The organism is Sphingomonas sp. Marseille-Q8236 (genome assembly GCF_965112005.1).
The window spans coordinates 614,696-633,217 of record NZ_CBCOPO010000002.1 but is presented as its reverse complement, the minus strand read 5'-3'; the positions used below and the strand labels follow the sequence as shown (position 1 = coordinate 633,217).

The 18,522-nt window shown below is 64.6% G+C and carries 16 protein-coding genes and 2 pseudogenes; 11 read left to right on the top strand and 7 right to left on the bottom strand.

All coding sequences use genetic code 11. From position 1 onward, the window contains the following. Window positions 1-2: 2 nt before the first annotated feature. Together ACWPWT_RS15255 and ACWPWT_RS15250 are read right to left on the bottom strand one after the other, a co-directional pair. Window positions 3-3,206, bottom strand: a complete 3,204-nt coding sequence (locus tag ACWPWT_RS15255; protein ID WP_454280388.1) for an efflux RND transporter permease subunit — start codon at window positions 3,204-3,206, stop codon at window positions 3-5. 6 nt (window positions 3,207-3,212) lie between these two features. Beyond that, entirely contained in the window at window positions 3,213-4,409 is a 1,197-nt protein-coding gene (locus tag ACWPWT_RS15250; protein WP_261270725.1) for an efflux RND transporter periplasmic adaptor subunit, read from the bottom strand. Between ACWPWT_RS15250 and ACWPWT_RS15245 the strand changes: the two genes are divergently transcribed. The 3 genes from ACWPWT_RS15245 (at window position 4,373) to ACWPWT_RS15235 (ending at window position 7,280) form a co-directional block, all read left to right on the top strand. Beyond that, window positions 4,373-5,101, top strand: a complete 729-nt coding sequence (locus tag ACWPWT_RS15245; protein WP_454280387.1) for a TetR/AcrR family transcriptional regulator — start codon at window positions 4,373-4,375, stop codon at window positions 5,099-5,101. The genes ACWPWT_RS15250 and ACWPWT_RS15245 overlap by 37 nt on opposite strands. Before the next feature lie 110 nt (window positions 5,102-5,211). Beyond that, the gene (locus tag ACWPWT_RS15240) at window positions 5,212-5,568 is read left to right on the top strand and encodes a hypothetical protein (RefSeq protein WP_454280386.1); all 357 of its coding nucleotides are present in this window, start codon (window positions 5,212-5,214) and stop codon (window positions 5,566-5,568) included. Between the two features lie 515 nt (window positions 5,569-6,083). Then, window positions 6,084-7,280, top strand: coding sequence for a pyridoxal phosphate-dependent aminotransferase (locus tag ACWPWT_RS15235; protein ID WP_454280385.1), 1,197 nt, complete (start codon window positions 6,084-6,086; stop codon window positions 7,278-7,280). A 62-nt stretch (window positions 7,281-7,342) separates the two neighbouring features. On the opposite strand, the gene ACWPWT_RS15230 is transcribed toward ACWPWT_RS15235, so the two are convergent. The 3 genes from ACWPWT_RS15230 to ACWPWT_RS15220 all read right to left on the bottom strand — a co-directional run bounded on the left by ACWPWT_RS15230 (window position 7,343) and on the right by ACWPWT_RS15220 (window position 11,456). After that, complete coding sequence (locus ACWPWT_RS15230) at window positions 7,343-9,694, bottom strand: TonB-dependent receptor (protein WP_454280984.1); 2,352 nt, start codon at window positions 9,692-9,694, stop codon at window positions 7,343-7,345. Between the two features lie 242 nt (window positions 9,695-9,936). Beyond that, window positions 9,937-11,127 (bottom strand): dipeptidase, encoded by a 1,191-nt coding sequence (locus tag ACWPWT_RS15225; RefSeq protein WP_454280384.1) that lies wholly within the window; start codon window positions 11,125-11,127, stop codon window positions 9,937-9,939. A gap of 44 nt (window positions 11,128-11,171) precedes the next feature. Continuing rightward, window positions 11,172-11,456 carry a hypothetical protein gene (locus ACWPWT_RS15220; RefSeq protein ID WP_454280383.1) on the bottom strand — a complete coding sequence of 95 codons (285 nt, stop codon included), beginning with the start codon at window positions 11,454-11,456 and terminating at the stop codon, window positions 11,172-11,174. A gap of 71 nt (window positions 11,457-11,527) precedes the next feature. Here ACWPWT_RS15220 and ACWPWT_RS15215 point away from each other — a divergent pair, with 71 nt between their 5' ends. From ACWPWT_RS15215 to ACWPWT_RS15180, 8 genes and pseudogenes are all read left to right on the top strand, one after another. After that, window positions 11,528-12,154 carry an RNA polymerase sigma factor gene (locus tag ACWPWT_RS15215; RefSeq protein ID WP_454280382.1) on the top strand — a complete coding sequence of 209 codons (627 nt, stop codon included), beginning with the start codon at window positions 11,528-11,530 and terminating at the stop codon, window positions 12,152-12,154. After that, window positions 12,063-12,437 (top strand): hypothetical protein, encoded by a 375-nt coding sequence (locus tag ACWPWT_RS15210; RefSeq protein ID WP_454281011.1) that lies wholly within the window; start codon window positions 12,063-12,065, stop codon window positions 12,435-12,437. Before ACWPWT_RS15215 ends, ACWPWT_RS15210 begins: the two co-directional genes overlap by 92 nt. Window positions 12,438-12,492: 55 nt before the next feature. Continuing rightward, window positions 12,493-12,813 (top strand): annotated as a pseudogene (locus ACWPWT_RS15205) (hypothetical protein); the annotation flags it as partial. Between the two features lie 288 nt (window positions 12,814-13,101). Further along, a complete protein-coding gene (locus ACWPWT_RS15200) occupies window positions 13,102-14,133 on the top strand; it encodes a PAS domain S-box protein (protein WP_454280381.1) in 1,032 nt (343 codons plus the stop codon). A gap of 12 nt (window positions 14,134-14,145) precedes the next feature. Further along, window positions 14,146-14,316: pseudogene (locus ACWPWT_RS15195) on the top strand (PAS domain-containing protein); the annotation flags it as partial. A gap of 15 nt (window positions 14,317-14,331) precedes the next feature. Further along, on the top strand, window positions 14,332-15,033 hold the full coding sequence (locus tag ACWPWT_RS15190) for a sensor histidine kinase (RefSeq protein WP_454280380.1): 702 nt from the start codon (window positions 14,332-14,334) through the stop codon (window positions 15,031-15,033). Next, window positions 14,999-15,358 (top strand): response regulator, encoded by a 360-nt coding sequence (locus ACWPWT_RS15185; protein WP_454280379.1) that lies wholly within the window; start codon window positions 14,999-15,001, stop codon window positions 15,356-15,358. The genes ACWPWT_RS15190 and ACWPWT_RS15185 overlap by 35 nt, the downstream gene beginning before the upstream one ends. A gap of 158 nt (window positions 15,359-15,516) precedes the next feature. Continuing rightward, window positions 15,517-16,509, top strand: coding sequence for a lactonase family protein (locus tag ACWPWT_RS15180; RefSeq protein WP_454280378.1), 993 nt, complete (start codon window positions 15,517-15,519; stop codon window positions 16,507-16,509). Window positions 16,510-16,779: 270 nt separating this feature from the next. Here ACWPWT_RS15180 and ACWPWT_RS15175 read toward each other — a convergent pair whose 3' ends face one another. Continuing rightward, complete coding sequence (locus ACWPWT_RS15175; RefSeq protein ID WP_454280377.1) at window positions 16,780-17,649, bottom strand: NAD(P)H-hydrate dehydratase; 870 nt, start codon at window positions 17,647-17,649, stop codon at window positions 16,780-16,782. Further along, entirely contained in the window at window positions 17,646-18,446 is an 801-nt protein-coding gene (locus tag ACWPWT_RS15170) for a histidine phosphatase family protein (protein ID WP_454280376.1), read from the bottom strand. Before ACWPWT_RS15170 ends, ACWPWT_RS15175 begins: the two co-directional genes overlap by 4 nt. Window positions 18,447-18,522: the final 76 nt, after the last annotated feature.

Below are 18,522 nucleotides of genomic sequence, written 5' to 3'. Positions count from 1 at the left end.
GATCAAACTCCCTGCGGCGCGGAGGGCGAACCCTGCCCGCCATCACTGGGCTGGCCAGCGTCGTCGTGTCGTGCGTCACCCTGCGGCTTTTCGCCCTTGTTGCGATCGAACAGCCGCATCACGACGACGAAGAACATCGGCACGAAGAAGATGGCGAGGATCGTCGCGGACAGCATCCCGCCCACCACGGCGCGGCCGATGGCGTTCTGACCACCCGCCCCTGCCCCATTGGCGATCGCCAGCGGGAACACGCCGAAGACGAAGGCCAGGCTGGTCATCAGGATCGGACGCAGGCGCAGCTTGGCGGCTTCGATCGCCGCGTCGAACGCGTTCAGCCCTTCCCGCATCTTCTCCTCGGCGAACTCCACGATCAGGATCGCGTTCTTCGCCGACACGCCGATCGTGGTGATCAGGCCGACCTGCAGATAGATGTCGTTGTTCAGGCCGGTGAGCATCGCGGCCAGCAGCGCACCGACCACACCGAGCGGCACGACCAGCATGACCGAGATCGGCACCGACCAGCTTTCATAGAGGGCGGCAAGACACAGGAAGACGATCAGCAGCGACAGTCCGTAGAGCGCCGGGGCCTGACCACCGGACAGCTGTTCCTCATAGCTGAGGCCCGTCCAGTCGAGCCGGGTGCCCGGCGGCAGCTTGGCCTGCATCTCCTCCATCGCCTTGATCGCGGCACCCGAGGACACACCCGGCGCGGCCTGGCCCAGGATTTCCATCGAGGGCTGACCATTATAGCGGGTGAGCTGCATCGGCCCCTGATGCCACGCAAGGGTGGAGAAGGCCGTGAACGGCGCCATCGTGCCCGTGGCACCCCGCACATACAGGTCGCCAATATCCTCGGGCGCCATGCGATAGGCGGCATCGGCCTGGATGTAGACGCGCTTGACGCGGCCGCGATCGATGAAGTCGTTCACATAGGAACCACCCCAAGCGGTCGCGATCGTGCTGTTGACGGTCGACAGGTCGAGACCCAGCGCCCGCGCCTTGTCCTGGTCGACATTGACCTTGAGCTGCGGCGCATCGTCGAGCGCGTTGGGCCGCACGCCGACCAGCGACTTGTTCTGCGACGCCATGCCCAGCAACTGGTTGCGCGCCGCCAGCAGCCTTTCGTGCCCGATGCCGCCTTCATCCACCAATTGCATGTCGAAGCCGGTGGCATTGCCCAGTTCCTGGACCGCGGGCGGGATGACCGCGAAGATCAGGCCGTCGCTATAGCGCGAGAAGGCCCCCATCGCACGGCCGATGATGGCCTGCGCCTTGTTCTCGGCGCCGGGGCGGTCCTTCCATTCCTTCATCGGGATGAAGGCGATGCCGCTATTCTGGCCCTGTCCGGCAAAGCTGAACCCGTTGATCGTGTAGACGCCACGAATGGCGCTGCCCGCATCGCTCAGGAAATGGTCGCGGACGAGGTCGAGGCCCTTCTGGGTCCGCGCGCTGGTCGCCCCCGGAGGTCCCTGGACCAGCGCGATCATCACGCCTTGGTCCTCGTCGGGGAGGAAGCCGCTCGGCAACCGCATGAACAGGAAAGTCATGCCTGCGACAATCAGCGCATAGGCGATCAGCGAACGCCCCCAGCGCCGCGCGGTCGAGCGGGCACCCTTTTCATACCGGTCGCGACCACGATCGAACCGGTCGTTGAACCAGCGGAAAAAGCGCGCAAGCGGTCCGTTGCCCTCGCCCTTATTGGGGTCGTGCGGCTTCAGGATGGTGGCGCAGAGCGCGGGCGTCAGGATCAGCGCGACCGCGACCGACAGGACCATCGCCGACACGATCGTGATAGAGAACTGGCGATAGATCACGCCCGTCGATCCGCCGAAGAACGCCATCGGCAGGAACACGGCGGACAACACCGCCGCAATGCCGATCAGCGCGCCGGTGATCTCGTCCATCGACTTTCGCGCCGCCTCCTTGGGCGACAGATGCTCGGTGGTGATCAGGCGCTCGACATTCTCGACGACGACGATCGCGTCATCGACCAGCAAGCCGATCGCCAGCACCATACCGAACAAAGTCAGCGTGTTGATCGAATAGCCGAACGCCGCGAGGACCGCGAACGTCCCCGTCAGCACCACCGGCACCGCGATCGTCGGGATCAACGTCGCCCGGAAATTCTGAAGGAAGAGGAACATGACGAGGAAGACGAGCACGACCGCCTCGACCAGGGTCTCGATCACCTGCTCGATCGACAGCCGCACGAAGGGCGACGTGTCATAGGGGTAGATGACCTTGACGTCCGGCGGGAACTGCTTGGCCAGTTCGTTCACCCGCGTCTTGACCGCGGCGACGGTGTCGAGCGCATTGGCACCAGGCGCCAGCTTGATGCCGATGCCGGAGGCGGGCTTGCCGTTCCACTGCGACGAAAAGGCGTAGTTTTCCGCGCCGATCTCGACACGCGCGACGTCGCCCAACCGGACGATGGAACCGTCGGTATTGCTCTTCAGGCGGATCTGCGCGAACTGCTCAGGGGTGGTCAGTCGCGACGAGACCGACACGGTCGCGTTGAGCATCTGTTCCTTGGGCGCGGGCTGCGCGCCGATCTGGCCCGCCGACACCTGCGCGTTCTGCGCCGTGACCGCGTTGGTCACGTCCGCCATGGTCAGCGCATAATTGCTGAGCTTGATCGGATCGACCCAGATGCGCATCGCATATTGCGATCCCAGGATCAGCGTATCGCCGACACCTGTGACGCGCGACAGCGGATCGGCGATCCGCGAGGCGACGATATCGGACAGGTCGTCCGCGCTATGCTTGCCGTTTTCCGAATAGAGGCTGACGAACAGCAGGAAGTTCTGCGTCGCCTTGGCGACGATGATGCCTTGCCGCTGGACCTCTTGCGGCAGAAGCGGGGTCGCCGCCTGCAGCTTGTTCTGGACTTGCACCTGCGCGATATCGGGATCGGTCCCCTGCTCGAAGGTCAGCGTGATCGTCACGCTGCCCGCCGAGGACGACGAGGACGAGAAGTAGCGAAGGTGGTCGATCCCCTTCATCTGCTGCTCGATGATCTGGGTGGTCGTGTTCTCCAGCGTCTGGGCGTCGGCACCCGGATAATTGGCCGTGATCGACACCGCAGGCGGCGCGATCGCCGGGAACTGGGAGATGGGCAGCGTGCGCAGCGACAGCAGGCCGGCGATGACGACCATCACCGCCAGCACATAGGCGAAGATCGGGCGATCGATGAAATAGCGTGCCATGGCCGTTTACTTCGCCTGTTCCTGTGCCTGGCCTGCTTGCGGCGGCGCGCCGGCGGGCTTGGCATTGGGGTTCCATGGCTTGCCCTGGACGGGCATGCCCGGTCGCAGCAACATGCCGCCTTCGACGATGATCTTGTCCCCGGCCTTCAGCCCGCTGTTGACCAGCCAGTTGTCGCCGATCGAACGGCCGGTCTGGAGTGTACGCACCTCGACCTTGTTGCCCGCGCCGATCACCATCACGGTCGCCTGCCCCTTTTCATCGCGGCTGACGGCACGCTGCGGAACCAGGAAGGCCTTGGACTGTGTGCCCTCGACCAGCGAGGCGCGCACGAACATGCCGGGCAACAACAGGCCGTTGGGATTGGGGAACAGTGCGCGGATCACCTGCGATCCGGTCGTCGGGTCGACGGTGACGTCGGCGAAGCGCAACGTGCCCTGCGGGCCATATTCGCTGCCATCCTCCAGCGTCAGCTTGACGCGGGCATTGCCGTCACGCGTCAACTGGCCGCTCATGATCTGCCGCCGCAGCTTCAGCAGTTCCGCACTGGGCTCCTGAATGTCGACATAGATGGGGTCGAGCCGCTGGATGGTGGCGAGCGCGTCGGTCTGCGACGCGGACACCAGCGCGCCGGTCGTGAACACCGACCGGCCGATCCGCCCGGTGATCGGTGCCCGGATCGTGGTGCGTGCCAGATCAATTTCCGCCGTGCGCAGCGCGGCTTGCTGCGCGGCGACATCGGCCCGGGCCTGGGCCGCGCTGGTCTGCGCATTCTCGAACTCCTGCCGGGCGATCGCGTTGATCTTGACCAGTTCGCCATAGCGGCGCGCCAGAGCGGCGCTCGACGCGATGCTCGCCCGCGCACGGGTCAGCGCCGCACGGGCGCTGGCCGCCTGGGCCTGATAGGGGGCCGGGTCGATACGGTATAGCGGCTGCCCCTGACGGACCATGTCACCCTCGACGAACAGCCTCTGGGTGATCAGGCCATTGACCTGCGGGCGGACGTCGGAGGTTTCGAACGCGGTTGTTCTGCCGGGCAATTCGGTGGTGAGGGTGACAGGCTGCTCGCTTGCCACCACATAACCCACCGGTGCCGGCCCCTGCGCCGCCTGCTGCTGCTCCTGCTTGCCACCGGCACCGCAAGCGGCCAGTGCGAGCAAGGCGCCAGATGCCAACACACGACCCATCAGCCGATTGGAGGACATATCATTTCCCGCTTGAAAAATTGTATGAGAGCGATCACTCACAAACGACGTCGTTAGACCCGCCTTTCGAGTGCGTCAACATCCTTAAGAGAGGTCCGAACTTGTTGAATATCAAGTGCCCGCCCCCCACGCGCGCGGAGATGCGCCGACATAATATCAAGGAGGTGGCTCGGCGCCTGTTCGTGGAGAATGGCTTTCACGCCACGGGAATCGCGGCGATCGCCAAGGAATCCGGCGTGGCCGTTCAGCAGCTCTATCGCGACTTCCCCTCGAAAGAGGACATCATCGCCGCGATCGTGGCCGCAGACTGCGAACGTATCGCGGACCAGAATACCCTCAATACGGCATTGGCCAACAAGGATCGTGCCGGGATCATCGCCTGGCTGGCCGGAACGCCGTCCCGCAAGGATGAATCCGGAGACCGGCTGTTCCTGGAAATTGCGGCGGAAGCGGCCCGCAACGACCGGATCAGGGCCATCTTCCTGGACGTTCGTCACCAGGCGGTCGAGAATATCAGCCGTGCCTTTGCGGGCCTGATGGGCAGCGAATCGGTGGAAGACAAGCATCGCACCCTGGCTCAGGCCTTCATGGTCATCTCGCTGGGCTCGGTCTGCGCCAGAACGCTCCACCAGGAAACGGTGAAACCGGCCAGCGATATGCTGATCAACTGTCTGATCGAAGGGGCGAAATAGCCAAATATCGGCGAACCCGGCGGGGTCTTTTTCCGGAATGCGTCGTTGACGAGCGCCGGCATGGGCGGGTTGGAAAGGATCCTGTGATGGCTGTGAAATTCGCCGGAACGATGAACGCGATCAACCGTGGCCTCGAAAGCACCAAGGGCAGCAAGGGCGCGACCATGGTGGAGGATTGGGAGGCCGCCCTGGCCGAAATCGATACGCCGGGCGCCAAAGGCATTCTCCGCGACCTCGCCTCCCTGCGCAAGCAGCTCGAAAAGGACGAGCCGGACGCCGACCGCATCCACGACCTGCTGCACCGCCTCGGCGCTGCCACGACCAGGATCGCCGATAAGGCGGACAAGTCGCAGGACAAGCTGAGGGCCTTGGGTCAGGCGCTGACCGAAGCGGGCGAGGAACAGGCGGACGAAGAAGAAGACGTCGAAGCCGCCGCCGCCCCCAAGCGCGCGCGCAGCAAGAAATAGGCAATGTCGGGGCGGCGGCTCGCCTGCCGCCCCACTCCGCCCGACGACACCGCATATTGCCGATCGGCAATCGACCCAGTCGGACAGGTCGAATACCGATCCCGCCGGGCCGATGCGAGGCATGTCCTCGAACACCGAATATTGCCGCCTTCCCCATGGCAGATTTCCTGTCGCGCTTCGTATACGGGATAAACGGCCTTGGCCGTATCTCGGCTGCATGGGCAAATGGCCGCATGTACGAACGAAAGGACGCGCGCGACCCTATGGCTGCATCCCCGATGGTCCCATCCCGGCACGTCGCTCCGAATGAGGGCCCCTGCCCCAGCTGATCGCCGACATTTTCGGGATCGCGTCGGACCGGCAGGATGCCGGTGATGATGCCGACCCACGGTTTGGGAGGGGGTGAATGGCCGTCAGGATCGTCGGGCTGGATAGAGCCAGCGATCGCCGGACCATAGGCCTGAATTGGCTGGGCGCCTCGCCGCGCCGAACCGCCTGTCAGACTGGAGAATGCCATGACCGACCTTTCGACCGAAATCCCCGTTCGTGCTATGTTGAATGACGATGCGCGCGACGATCTGCTGACGCGTGGCTATGGCCGTCGCGATCTGGCGCGGATCGGTACGATATTCGGCGTCGGAGCGATGGCGTCGGCGACGCTGGGGCGCCCGGCCTGGGCCTCGGGCGGGGTGCCCGATCCCGCGTCCACCGCCAAGACGCGTATCGGCGCGAACGAATGCTGGACCGGTCCTCTGCCGCCGGGCCAGAAGGCTGCCGCCGCCACGATCGCGCTGGGCAATCGGTACGAACCCAATGTGATCCGCCCCAGCTTCGTCCGCACCATCGCGGCGGTCGAAAATGTGCCGGAGGACCATGTCGCACCCTGGCCCGGGTCCAGCGACCCCTTGTCGCGCGCCGTCGTCACCTTCTGCTCCCCGACGCGCGCGCTGGTGACGGCCGATCCCACCTTCGAGCTGGCGGGGCGCACCGCCGCCTGGCTGGGGGCGCCGGTCAAGGCAGTGCCTCTCAAGCCCGATCTGACGCATGACGTGAAGGCGATGCTGGCCGCCGATCCCAATCCCGGCCTGATCTATATCTGCTCGCCCAACAATCCCACCGGCACCGTGACGCCGCTGGCGGACATTGAATGGCTGATCGCCAACAAGCCCGCCGACACGATGGTGCTGGTCGACGAGGCCTATATTCATTTTGCGGGTGTGCCGGTCGCGTCGTACATGGCGACGAAATATCCCGACGTGATCGTCCTGCGGACCTTTTCGAAGCTGTTTGGGATGGCCGGGCTGCGGCTGGGCTTCATCATGACCAACCCGGCCAACATCGCCAAGATGATGCGCTATGACGGCGGCATGCAGTCGGGTGCGATCACCGTCAGCACCGTCGCCTGCGGAACGGCCAGCCTGAAGGCGACCGATCTGATCGTCGCGCGTCGCAAGACGATGGAAGAGGCTCGCGCGATGACGCTCGCCCATCTCACCAAGCGCGGCGTGACGTTCAAGCGCACCGACAGCAACATGTTCATGATCGACTGGAAGACGAAGCCCGCCAAGGACATGCAGACCGCCTTTCGCGCGCAGTCGGTCGAGATCGGACGGTCCTGGCCGATCTGGCCTACGGTCAGCCGCATCACGGTCGGCTCGATGACCGACATGCGCAACTTCTGCCTGGCGCTCGACAAAATCCTTCTGGCGTAATGGCATGGATGGCGGCCCCTCCCGGCAAAGGAGGGGCCGCCTGTCGGACCGGAACCGTCCGCTTAGATATCGACGGAGAGCGTCAACTGCACCGTGCGCGGGCTGAGCGGACGGAACAGCCCGTCACCGGTCAGCGCCGACGAGATGTACGACAGCACGTCCTTGTCGAACAGATTGTCGACATTGACGCGGATACGCGCGTTACGCACCGGCCCGATCGAGAAGCCGTCTCCGATATCCGCATAGGCGGAGAACACGGTGAAGCCGGGCAGCGACGACCCCGGGGTGTTTTCGAACGTCGACTGCCGGCGGCTGGTATATTTGCCGGTGATGTTGGCGACGAGCCATGGCGCCGGCTCGACCGTGACGCCCCCCGACACGATCCATTTCGCACTGTCGGGCAGATATTTGCCCGCGATCAGATAGGTCCGTGCCGCCGCGATGATATCATCCTGGAACTGCGCGTGGTTATAGGTGACGTTGGCGTTGAAATAGGCCGCCCCCTGCAGGAATGCGGGCTTGTAATTGGCAAGCAGCTCCGCGCCATAAGCCTTCACCCCGCCGACATTCTGGTAGAAGGTTTCGGTGACGTTGGTGGTCCCGGGCAGAATCGAGGCGATAGACTGGATGCGATTGTCGAACTTCGTGTAATAGCCGGTCAGCGATGCGAAGAACTCTGGCCGGGTGGTGCGCAGACCCACCTCGAAATTCTGCGAGCGCTCGGGTGCCGGCGCGGCCACGACGGCGGGCGAGCTGTTATAGGCCACCGAGTAGATGTCATCCATCCCCTTGGGCAGCGCCATATTCTCCGCATAGGAGGCGAAGAACTGCGTCCGGGGATCGGCGAAGCGATAGAGGACACCCACGGTCGGCAGGAAATAGTCGCGGTAATGCGCGCGATTATATTGCGGGCCCCAGCCTGCGACGTTCACGCCGTTCACCGTGCGCGCATAATCGGCATAGTCGCGATAGCCGCGCTGCTGATAATCCAGATCGAGGGCCTTGACGCCCAGATCGACGCTGAACGCCGGTGTCAGGTCGATGCGATCGCGCGCGAACAGCTGCACCGTCGCGCGCTTCGAGCGGTAATCGCGGCGGCCATAGACGAGTTCGCCATAATTGGGCGCGCTGGCGGGCGAGCCATCGACTGTATTCTGGCGACGCTGGTAGCGGCGATAGCGATCGTCCTCCGCCCAGATGCCGATATCGATCGCGTGGATGCCGAGCTGGGCATGCACGCTTTGCAGAATGCCCTGGCGATAACCGCCCAGGCTCGATACGCCGAACTGCGTGCCGCGCGGCGCGGTCAGGGTCAGCCCGGATACCAGACGCTGGCGATTATAGTAGGTCAGCGTGTTGGCATAGCTGTCCGGCGAGCTGCCCCAGCCATCCTTGTCCTCATAATAGATGGTGGTTTCGGCATGGACGCCATCGGCGATCCCGACATGGACGGTGCCGGCATAGAGCTTGTCCTTTCGGACGTTGATCGCCTGTCCGTAATAATAAGTGTAGTTCGAATTGGAATAGGGCACCCCTGCCACCGTGGGCGCATAGGTGGGCAGCGGATCGCCGTAATAGCCGCGATAGCGACCGACATGACCGGCGAGATCGGGTTCGCTGCTCTGATATTGCGCCCGGGTCAGCGTCGGCGAGTCATAATCGAAAAAGTCGTTCGACACGAACTTGAACCGCGCCCAGCTGCTGTCGCTGATGTCGATATGCGCCATCGCCTCCCAATGTTCGCGATCGACCGACCCCGCGCCGCGCCACAGATCGGTGTTGAGCTTGGTGCGGCTGACAAAGGCCTTGAGCGGTCCGATCTTGCCGGTGCTGACCCGGACGAAGGTACGCTTCATGTTGAAGTCGCCGAAGCTTTGCGAAACGAAGGTTCCGAGCTGGTCCTGCGGCTCGATCGAGCGATAGGACACCACCGGGCCGAGCGACGAATAGGTCGGCATCGTCACGCCACCCGCACCGGGAGACGCCTCGACGACACCAAGATTTTCATTGTCGACGTAGCGAAAGACCGGGCTGCCGCCAAAGGCATCGCTGCGGCCCATTGGCACGCCGTCGACGACGAAGCCGATCTGGTCGAGGTTGAAGGCGCGTGCCTGTACGCTGTTGCCGAATTCGTACAGGCCCAGCGCACCGTCGGTCTGGACGTTGAACCCCGGCAGGGACTCCAGCATCTTGAGGCCGGAAATGCCCGATGGTGCGGACAGCAGCGCGTCACGCGTCACCGCAACCGTGCTGGTGATCCGATCCTCGCCCACCGCCTCGCTCGCCTGGCTGATGCGGCGGCCGCTGACGACGATATCCTGGCCGTCGGTGGCGCGCGCCTCGCTCGCCTGTGTTCCGGTGTCGGCGTTTTCGGCGGATGTCGCCTGCGCGGCGGCGGCCTGGCCGGTCAGCAGAAGGGCAGCGGCGAGGACGAGGCCCAGCGCAGTAGCGGCGGGGGGCTGGGCATGGAAACGAAACACGCGCATTCTCCTGATCTGGTCGGCGCACCGACGGTCTTGGGCTTCCAGATCATCCCCCCCGGGACGATGGGGCGGCCGGCTCTTCCCGGTCCGCCGGTAACTGACGATGCGACATGGTGATCAGGCTCGTGGCGAGGCGGAACGCCCTCCCCGCAACGGCCCGATCCGCGTCGCGATCATGATGTGACGGGAATGGCCGGGCGCACCCCCGGCTCGGCGGCAGCCTGCGCCGCGTCGAGCACGCGCAACGCGTTGCCGCCCCACACCTTCGCGACATCTGTCGCGCTGAACCCGCGAGCGAGCAGCGCCGCGCTGATCTTGGGGAAGGCGGTGATGTCGTCGAACCCCTCCACCCCGCCGCCGCCGTCGAAGTCGCCACTGATCCCGACATGGTCGATGCCCGCGACCGAAATCGCGTGAAGCAGATGCTTCATCACATCGTCGAAGGTCGCGCGCGGCACCGGCCAGCGTGCATCGATCGCCTTGCGCTGCGCCAGGAACGCCTTGCGGTCGGCTTCGGTCATCGCCGCGCGCGGTGGAAGCTTCGCCATCAGCGCCGCGATCGCCGCCTCGCGCTCGGGGATTTTCGGCTGTGCGATCATATAGCCATCAAAGGCATTGATCTGCACCACGCCGCCCTTCGCCGCGAGCGCGCGAAGATCGGCGTCGGTGACGTTGCGGGGATGGTCGAAGATCGCGCGCGCACCCGAATGGGACAGGATGATCGGCGCTTTCGACAGTGCGATCGTCTGGCGCAAAACATCGTCGGAGGCGTGGCTGCAATCGATCAGGATGCCCAGACGGTTGGCCTCCGCCACGAATGCCTTGCCCTTGGGGCTCAGGCCATTCCATTCGGGTTTGTCGGTGGCGCTGTCGGCCAGGTCATTGTCCTTGAAATGGACCGGGCTCATCATCGTCACGCCCAGTCGCTGGAACGTGCGGATCAGCGACAGATCGCCCTCGAACGGATAGCCATTCTCCATACTCATGAACACGAACCGCTTCTTGGCGGCGACTGCGGCACGGGCCTCGGCAGCGGTGGTCACGAAGGCGAAGACATCGGGGTGGCGCGCCACCATCTCGCGGATCTGCACCGCGCGAATCAGTGCGGCGTCGCGCGCATCCTGATCGGCCTGCGGCGTTCGCGGCCCCTGAGCGGTGAAGATGGCGAAGAAGCCGCCGTCGATTCCGCCCTCGACCATACGCGGATAGTCGACCTGATCGCCGCTGTCCGCACGGCTATGGCGGTCCATGATGCTCCAGCCGGGGCGGCCGAGATTGGCGGGCGTGTCGAAATGGGTGTCGAGGACGATCGCTGCTTCATGCACCTGCCGCGCGGTCTGGGCGGGTGCCGGGGTTGCGGGCATGGCAACGGCAAACGCCACCAACGGGGCAAGCTTGGTCCTGCGTATCAAAAATTCGTCCTTTCTTCGATGTGACGCTCCACCCCGGCGCGTTCGATCCAGAGCGTGCGAAGCGTCTTCGGCGTCGCGATGACGGTGGATGTACCGCCAGCCGCGACGCCGGGCGCCGCGATCATCGCCGCGGTCCCGGCGAGCAGCGCCAATAGCAATCTGGATGCCGTCATCGTCCGCCCCGCCGATGGTCCTTTCTGATGAAGCAAGACGGTCGGCGGGACATAATCTGCTAACACCCCCGTCATTTTTATTTCATCATGGCTGGACAGCCGGAACAAAGGCTGTTCGTATCGGGCCAAGCATCAGTCTGTAGGAGAGGATCGCCTTCGTTACGCTCGGGGGGGTTCCGGTGAATTCAGTCAAGGACACCATATCGGTCAGGGCCAGGCTGGAATGGTACAAAATGGCCATTTTGCCGCATGAGGGGGCTCTGCGGGCGCGGCTGCGGCGGGTGCTGCCCGATGGCGCCGATGTCGACGACGTCGTGGCGGAGGCGATGGCCCGGGCCTATGCGACCGGGGATACGGAGCGTGTGCAATCCGGCCGCGCCTATCTGTTCCAGATCGCCCGCAACCTGATGATCGATGCCGCGCGGCGCAGCAAGATCGTGTCGTTCGAGGTGATCACCGATCTGAACCTGATCGGCGTCGACGACAGCGCACTAGCCCGGTTGGAGGCGCGAGACGAATTGCGCCACCTCCAGGCGATCCTCGATACGCTGCCCCCGCAATGCCGACGCGCGTTTGTGCTGCGTCGGGTGCACGATTGGTCGACACGTGCGATAGCAGAAGAGATGGGCCTGTCCGTTTTTACGGTGGACAAGCATCTTGCACGTGCCGCGCTGAAGATCATGCAAGCGATCGGCGAGTACGAGGGTTCTGGCTTTGGATGGTCCCTGCACAAACGCAGCCAGACGACAGGCGATCGAGGCGGAGGCCACGCGGCTGTTTCTGGCGGCGCGCGCCAGCGACGCTGAGGCCGACTGGGACGCCGCCTATCGCTGGATCGAACAGGACCCCGCACATGGTTGCGCCTTTGCCAAGGTCGAGGCGGGCTGGGAGCTTGCCGCCCGGCTGGGTGATGTCGCCCCCGAACGGCTGGAGCAGAATGGGGTCGTCCCGTTATCCTTGGTCGCTGTGCGGCGAGATGCCGGGACCATCGCCCCTCGCTCCCTGGCATTGACCGGAATTGCGGCCGGGTTGATTGGACTTGTAGCCTGGGGGTTGGTGAAGCGGGCGATCCCCAAACGACCGGCATAGTCGAACGCCGCGCGGTCATGCTCGCCGATGGCAGCTTGGTTGCCTCAATACCGATACGTCCTTCGTCGATGATCTGGCGCTAGACCGCCGCTCGATACAGCTCTTTCGACGCAAGGCTGGTTTTGAGGTGACATACGACAACGCCCGCCCCTTCGTGGTCGCGACGAGCGAGGCGCGGGTTCGGGCGGTGGGCGCTACCTTCACGGTCCGCCTGGGTCCCGACCTGGACCGAAGTGACCGTCAGCGAAGGCATCGCGCTGGACCAAGGGGTGTTCGTCGCCGCGTGGCATGGCGCGAGGGGCGGGTGAGCTTCGACGGCGACACGTTGGAACAGGCGGTCGCGAAGTTAATCGCTACCGCGCCGTGCCCATCGTGATCGGCGATCCCGCCCTAGCTGACGTCCGGATCGACGGCACCCTCCGTTCGGACTGATCGGTCGATGTGGCCCGCTCGCTGGAACAGAGTTTCGGCATCCGCGCGATCGAGGGGGGCGACGGATCGCTGCTGCTCGTATCGGCCGCCAGGCAGTGCGGGGAAAGGGCCGCCGCAGCGGCAACGCCGTGACACGGATCATCCGGATGGAACGATGCCCCCTCCCGGTTCTTCTAGAGCCGAAGCCGCGATCCACATGCCGGAGATTTTCATGCCTCAAATCAACGAGATGATGAAAAGACAGCAGGTGCTTGCGGATTTCGGCGAATTCGCCATCCGCTCGGAACATCTCGACGCGGTGCTGACCGAGGCCTGCCGTCTGGTCGCCAAGGCGCTGGGGACGGATCGCGCGAAAGTCCTCGAGATCCAGGATGAACGGCAGGAACTGCTCGTTCGGGCCGGCGTCGGTTGGGCCGACGATGTCGTCGGACGCGTGCGCCTGTCGATGAAGGAGCCGTCGTCCGAAACCTATTCGATCGAAGCCCGGGAACCCGTGGTTTCGCAGGATATCAACAAGGAAAACAGGTTCCATATTCCGGCGTTCATGAAGGATGCAGGCGTCACCGCGCTGGTCAATGTCCCGATCCTTGTTCCTGGCGGCCACCCTTATGGCGTCCTGCAAGTCGACGCGTCCCGGCCGCGGACATTCGGCGATGACGAGATTCAATTCCTGCGAACCTATGCGTCGATCCTCGGACCGGTGATCGACCGGCTTCGCAAGATGCACCGACTGCGCACCAGCGAGGAACGCTTTCGCCGTATCGTCGAGACCGTACGGGACTATGCCATCTTCACGACGGATGCCGAAGATCGCATCGACAACTGGTTTCCCGGCGCGCAAGCCGTATTCGGCTGGACCGCGGATGAAGCGATCGGGCAGCATGCGAGCATCACCTTCACGCCTGAGGATCGCGCAGCGGGCCAAGACCGACGGGAGATCGAAACGGCACGGCGCGACGGCTATGCCGCCAACATACGCTGGCATCTGCGCAAGGATGGACGGCGGATCTTCATCGAAGGGGCGGTATGGGCGCTGCTCGACGAGAGCGGTACGGCACGGGGTTTCGTCAAGGTCGGGCAGGACGTGACGCAGCGCCAGCGTGCCGAGACGGCCTTGCGCGAGAGCGAGGAACGACTGCGCAGCGCGGTCGAAGTCGGGCAGCTGGGACTATGGGACTGGAACGTCGTCACCGGCGAAATCCATTGGTCGGACGAGCATTTCCGCATGGAGGGATATGATGTCGGAGAGGTGACGCCCAGCTAGGAGACCTGGGCGTCCCGCATCCATCCTGACGATCGGTCGCGAACAGAGGCGGTGCTTCACCAAGCGATGGAACGGCATGAGGAGTTCGCACACGAGTTCCGCGTGGTCCACCCGGATCGCTCGATCCATTGGCTGTCCGGCCGGGGCAGATTCTATTACGACGACGCCGGCCGCCCCGTTCGCATGGTCGGCGCGATCGTGGAGACCACCGACCGTCGCGAATGGGAAGAGCGCCAGCAGATCCTGGTCAAGGAGTTGCAGCATCGCACCTTCAATCTGATGGGCATGGTGCGCTCGACGGCCGATGCGACGATCCGATCCAGCGTCGATCTGGAGGATTTCCGCGTCAAGTTTCGCAATCGGATCGACGCACTGGCCAGAGTGCAACGCCTATTGTCCCAATTGCGGGACGACGAACGGGTGACCTTCGGCGACCTGATCCAGGCGGAGTTCGATGCGATAGGCGCGCTCGACGCCGCGCCTCGACAGGTCACGCTGCAAGGTCCGCACGACGTACCCTTGCGGTCCAGCACGGTGCAGACCTTCGCGATGGCCTTGCACGAATTGACCACGAACGCGGTCAAATATGGCGCGCTCGGCCAGCCGGACGCACGGCTCCATGTGCGATGGTGGGTTGAGGAAAGCTCGGGTGGGCAACCCTGGCTGCACGTCGACTGGCGAGAAAGCGGCGTGACGATGCCACCCGATGGCCAGGCGCCGACCGGGACCGGCCAGGGCCGGATGCTGATCGAAAAAGCCTTGCCTTATCAATTACAAGCGAAGGCGACCTACGTTATGGCAGCAGATGGGATTCACTGCTCTATTGCCCTTCCGGTATCGAACCGGAGCCAAGCGGAGTCGCGTGATGCCCCTCACCAATCGCCGGATTCTGATCGTTGAGGACGAATATATGCTCGCCCACGACCTTCAGTTGGAACTGGAGGACGCCGGCGCCATCGTCATAGGCCCCGAAGCCTCGGTCGCATGCGCCTTGGCCCGCATCGAACAAGAGGACCGGATCGACGCCGTAGTGCTGGACGTCAATCTCGGTGGACAATTGGCCTTTCCCGTGGCCGACGCGCTGAGCGCGCAGCATATCCCCTTCATCTTCGCCAGCGGATATGAAGATGACGTGGTCAAGAGCCGTTACCCGAACGTCGTCAACTGCGCCAAGCCGTTCGTCTCGCGACAACTTCTGCATTCGCTCGAACATATCCTGCACTGACCTCCGGTCTGGCATTGCCGCTTACATCACAATGTGGAGGTTTTCGTGGATCGGCTCATGTTCAGCGCGCGAGGCCATGCGGCGGCCATGATCGGCATGCCGCGCGTATCGGAACCATGCGCATATGATGATCAACATATTCTGCGGAAGCCATGGCGATGACCCGCCTCGTCGTCGGAACCTATGCCGCGAAGGGCGGTGACGGATTGGCGACCGTTATGGAGGACGCGGGACGTTGGACGGTCGGTGAACCTCATCAGGCGATCCGTAATGCCTCGTTCGGAATTGCTTCTCCACGATGGGGGCATCGCTACCTCGTCGACGAGCAGGCCGGGACGTTGGGGGTCTACAGCGTTGCAGGCGGCTGGGCGCGAATCTGCCAAGTGGCAACCGGCGGCGGCGGGCCCTGTCACCTAGCGCTGTCGCCCGACGAGACGCGGCTGGCGGTCGCCCATTATAAAAGCGGTACGATCGCCCTGTTCGATCTCGACGACGATGGCCTTCCTGCTGAGCGCACCATTCTCGCCAATCAAGGCAAAGGCCCCGATCCCGAGCGGCAGCAGGGGCCGCACGCGCACTGGGTCGGGTTCACGGAGTCCGGCGCGCTTCTGTGTGTCGACCTGGGGGCCGATCGCATTCTCATCCGCAACGTCGCCCACCGGGATGATCCCCAGCCGCTATACGCGGCACCGGCGGGGTCGGGGCCGCGCCATCTTGTTTTCCACCCGCAATTACAGATCGGCTATCTCGTCAGCGAACTCGCCGCGACGTTGACGGTGCTTCGACCGGAGAGAGCGGGCCTGGCTGCGGCCGCGATCCTGCCGACCGCCCCGCCCGATGCCGACGCGGACAATCTGGGCGGCGCCATCGCCCTTGCCGGCGACCGTCTGTATGTCACCAATCGCGGGCATGACAGCATCGCCACCTTCGCGCTGGACGATAGAGGTAAGTTGCGGCTTTTGGGTCATATCCCGAGCGGTGGACGCTCGCCGCGCTTTCTACTCCCGCTGGAAAAAAGGCTGGTGGTCGCGCATGAGGAAGGAGGCGGCGTCAGCATATTCGATCTCGGCGATGACGGCGTGCCCCTGCCCGGTCCTGCCACACACGACATAGCGGGTGCCGCCTTTGTGATGATCGATCCGCCGGGCTGAAGACGGCCGCGACGATCTTCACACCGGGGTGGCATCATCACCCGGTGCCGTCATCCGCCCATGGCGCCGCTTTGTCCGAAGCCGATACCCGATGCGTCCTGAACGGCGATCTATCCCCGTTTCGACCGAGACATCCCGGCGCTGTTCGGGACTATTCCCAGTCGGCGGTCGCTCGCCGCGTAATCCTTCGGTCGCGGGGGGCCAGCGCTGTTCCTCCGTCATGATGCCGTGAATGCGTGGATGGGTCCGACATAGTCGACCGAGCATAGCTTAGCGGGGCAGCAAGCCCGGCAGGACCGCCAACAACTCTCCCGCCAGAAAACCGATCGGCCCGGTCGAAACCGCCAGCCGCCGTCCGGCTTCCCCGTGCAGCCAGACGCCCCATGCCGCCGCCTCTACGGGGGCCACCCCGCGCGAAAGCAGCCCGGCGATCACGCCCGACAGCACATCGCCGGACCCGCCGGTCGCCAGCCCGGGGCCGCCGCCGGGATAGTGTAGCAGCGTCCCCGATGGCTGGGCGATGAAGGTCTGCGTGCCCTTGAGGACGACCACCGATTGCGTACGCCGCGCCGTCTCGCGCGCCGCGCCCGGCTGATCGTCGCGCACCGCATCGGCGCTTCGGTCGAGCAGCTTGGCCATCTCGCCGTGATGTGGCGTCAGGATCAGCCTGCCTCGCCAAGAGTGCACGTGATCCGGGTCATGGCGCAGACAGGTCACGGCAGCGGCGTCGAGGACCAGGGCGGTTTCGGGCGACCCGCTGGGGTCGAGGGCCGCCACCACCTTCGCGGCCGGCTGCTCGGCGGCCATTCCCGGCCCTATCACCACCGCCTCGTGCATGGCCGCTTGCTCTGCCAGCGCCGCTTGGTCCGTGACGGCGATCTCGCCATCGGCCTCGGGCATCTCGACCACGCCCAGTTCGGGCATCAGCATGGCGACCTGCATCGCCGCGCGCGCTCGCGTGGCGACGCGTACCCGGCCAGCCCCCGCCCGCATCGCGGCCTCCGCCGTCAGCCGCACGACGCCGGGTGCGCGAGCGGAGCCGCCGATCACGAGCACCCGACCACGGCTTTTCTTGTCGACCTCTCCTTCCGGCAGGGGCAGCGGGTGTTCGGCCCGCCAGCGCGCGTCGATCTCAATCATGGATTTGCCACCTGAGAACGCGGTTCGGCAGTGACGGCGGCACGCTCCTCGATCAGCGGCGCCGTGCCGTTGAAAGACGACAGGCGCAGGCCACCGCCCGGTCCGGCACCGGGGTCGAACGCATATTCCGTCACACCGCAATTAACGATCGGAGCCTCGCGATCGATGGCGAGGATCTCCTCTTCGTTCAGACCTTCCAGAATATAGCGCAGGCACAGCACGACGACCTGATGCGCGACGATCATCACCCGGCGACCGCCATGATGGAGCGCCACCGTGTCCATCAGTGAACGCAGCCGCAGGATCACATCGCACCAGCTCTCACCGCCCGGCGGGCGATGATAGAATTTGCCGAGTTCCGCGCGCAGCCGCGCCTGTTGCGGCTCCTCCTCAGCGATCCCAGCGGCGGTCAGCCCGTCTAGAATGCCGAACTCCTTTTCACGCAGCCGCTCATCGAAACAGATGGGCAGGTCGCGGCCGCATCCCGATGCCTCGCGAAACAGCGTCGCCGTTTCGCGGGCCCGTGCATAGGGCGAGGCCAGGATGGTCTGTGGAAGGGCCATGCCGGACCGAGCGAACCAGTGTCCCAGCGCGCGGGCCTGCTCGATACCCAGCGGCGAAAGGGGAACGTCCATGTCGCGGCCATCCACGATAATCCGCCCGGCCCCCGCCGACAGCGCCCGCGCTCGCGCGACATTGCCCGCACTCTCGCCGTGCCGCACGATCCATAGCCGCTCCGGCCAAGCTGGCGGGTCACGGCGATCATCGATGACGGGTTGGCGAGCGGTTTCGATCATTCCGAAACAACGGCTTTCCCCCGCCCCGGTTGCTCGTCCGCCACGCTATCTCATTCACAACGCCTCAAAAAAAATG